Origin of the sequence: Kitasatospora sp. NPDC056651, assembly GCF_042792155.1 — a bacterium.
In the GTDB taxonomy this organism is placed as follows: Bacteria; Actinomycetota; Actinomycetes; order Streptomycetales; family Streptomycetaceae; genus Kitasatospora.
Map to the genome: position 1 here is coordinate 1 of NZ_JBHTWX010000233.1, position 2,271 is coordinate 2,271.

The 2,271-nt window shown below is 72.6% G+C and carries 1 protein-coding gene; it reads left to right on the plus strand.

Features of this window, described 5'->3' with window-relative positions; all coding sequences use genetic code 11:
• On the plus strand, positions 1 to 2,271 hold a 2,271-nt coding region (locus tag ACFRAR_RS38630; RefSeq protein ID WP_380705124.1), incomplete at both ends, for an amino acid adenylation domain-containing protein.

The window sequence follows — 2,271 nt, forward strand, 5'->3', positions numbered from 1 at the left end:
GTCCAGGTCGTGGTGCGCGACGTCCGACTGCCCTGGACCGAGGCCGACCTGACGGAACTGGGCGAAGCCGAACGCCAGGCCGAGGCCGAGCACCTGGCGGCAGCGGACCGCACCCGCAAGTTCGACCTCCGCCGGCCCCCGCTGCTGCGCCTGCTCCTGCTCAAGCTCGGCGAGGACCACCACCGCCTGGTGCTGACCAACCACCACATCCTGTGGGACGGATGGTCGATGCCGATCCTGATCGGCGAACTGCTGGCGCTGTACGCCCAGCAGGGCGACGACGTGGGCCTGCCGCGGGTCACCCCGTACCGCGACTACCTGGGCTGGCTCGCCGCCCAGGACCTCGACGCGGCCCGCACCGCCTGGTCGGCCGAGCTCGCCGGACTGGAAGGCCCCACCCTGGTCGCCCGGGAAGTGGCCGACCGGGCCCCCGCCCTGCCCGAGCAGCTGACCGTCGAGCTGTCCGAGGAGTTCACCGAGCGGCTCGGCGCCCTCGCCCGCCGGTGCTCGGCCACCGTGAGCACGGTGATCCAGGCGGCCTGGGGCATCCTGCTGGCCCGCACCACCGGACGCGACGACGTGGTCTTCGGCGCGACCGTCTCCGGACGCCCCCCGGAGCTGCCCGGCGTGGAACAGATGGTCGGACTGTTCATCAACACGCTCCCGGTCCGCGTGCGGCTGCGCAACGACGAGACCGTCCGGGAGTTCCTGGCCGGGCTCCAGCGCCGACAGGCCGAGCTGACCGACCACCACGACCTGGGACTCACCGAGATCCAGCAACTGGCGGGCCACGGCACGCTCTTCGACACCACCACGGTCTTCGAGAGCTACCCGCTGGACCCCTCCGCCTGGCACTCCCCCGCCGAGGGCCTGCGGCTCGCCGGGATCCAGGCGGTCGACGCCACCCACTACCCGCTCACCCTCGCCGCGATCCCCGGCCCCCGGCTCGCGCTCCGGCTCGCCTACCGCACCGACGTCTTCACCGCCGAGCAGGCCGAGCAGTACCTCAGCCGCCTGCGGCGCCTGCTCGAAGCGATGGCCGAGCAGCCCGAACGCCCCGCGCACACGGTCGAGTTCCTCACCCCGCAGGAGCGCCACCAGCTCCTGGTCGAGTGGAACGGCACGCCCGCCGGCCACGCCGAGGGCACCATCCCCGAGCTGTTCGAGGCCCGGGTCGCGCAGACACCGGACGCCGTCGCCGTGGTCTTCGGCGGGATCACGCTGACCTACGCCGAACTGAACGCCCGGGCGAACCGCCTGGCGCACCACCTGATCGACGCCGGGGTCGGTCCCGAACAGTTCGTCGCCCTGGCCCTTCCCCGGTCGGCGGAACTGGTGACCGCGGTACTGGCGGTCCAGAAGGCGGGCGCCGCCTACCTGCCGATCGACCCCGACTACCCGGCCGAGCGCTTGGAGTACATGCTCCGGGACGCCGCGCCGAGCTGCGTACTCACCACCTCCGAGGCCGTCGCCGCGGTCACCGGGAACGCTCCGCGGGTCCTGCTGGACGACCCCGCCACCGCGGCGGAGATCGCCGCGCGCCCGGCGGCCGACCCGACCGACGCGGACCGACGCCTGCCACTGCGCGACGCCAACCCGGCGTACATGATCTACACCTCGGGCTCGACCGGCCGCCCCAAGGGCGTGGTGATCCCGCACCGGAACGTGGTGCGGCTGATGGCCGAGACGGAGCACTGGTTCGCCTTCGGCGCCGACGACACCTGGACGCTGTTCCACTCCTACGCCTTCGACTTCTCGGTGTGGGAGCTGTGGGGCCCGCTGCTGTACGGCGGTCGGCTGGTCGTCGTGCCGCACGCGGTCTCCCGCTCGCCGGAGGACTTCCTCGCCCTGCTGGCCGAGCAGCGAGTCACCGTGCTCAACCAGACGCCGTCCGCGTTCTACCAGCTGATGGAGGCCGAGGCGGCGAATCCGGTGCTCGGCTCGCAACTGGCGCTGCGCTATGTGGTCTTCGGCGGCGAGGCACTCGACTTCGGCCGGCTGCGCAGCTGGTACGCGCGGCACGACGACCGGGCACCGGTCCTGGTCAACATGTACGGGATCACCGAAACCACGGTGCACGTCACCTACCTGCCGCTGGACCGCGAGGTGGCGGAGCGCGACCGGGGCAGTCTGATCGGCGTCCCGATCCCCGACCTCCGCGCCTACGTGCTGGACACCCGGCTCGCCCTCTGCCCACCCGGCACCACCGGCGAGCTCTACCTCGCCGGAGCCGGTCTGGCACGCGGCTACTGGCAACGCCCCAGCCTGTCC